The sequence below is a fragment of the Gilvimarinus sp. 1_MG-2023 genome, assembly GCF_030548285.1.
On record NZ_JAUOSC010000931.1, the window covers coordinates 1 to 276 of the forward strand.

The window sequence follows — 276 nt, forward strand, 5'->3', positions numbered from 1 at the left end:
GTACGTACTGTCGGCGCTCCCTGAACGCCAGAACAGTCTGGCGCATTGGTTCTTTATCCCTGTCCCTTGTTGATTCCTGGCTAGCTGCGAGTGCTGGACGAATTATCCAGCAACGACTGACGCTGCTCCCACTCTTCTTTCATGCTGTCGCAAACAGTGCCGCACAAATCAAAAATGAAAGGTGCGCCGATACTGAAATACGCCATATTGCCTTCCTGGCGACGGCGGACCAAGCCATGGGTTCTCAGTGTCGACAAGTGCTTCGACACATTGGGC

General features: G+C 53.6%; 1 protein-coding gene. It reads right to left on the bottom strand.

The genetic code is table 11. The annotated features are described in order from the left end of the window. Positions 1-80: 80 nt before the first annotated feature. A partial coding sequence (locus Q4563_RS19600; RefSeq protein ID WP_303605709.1) for a hypothetical protein occupies positions 81-276 on the bottom strand: 196 nt, incomplete at its 5' end.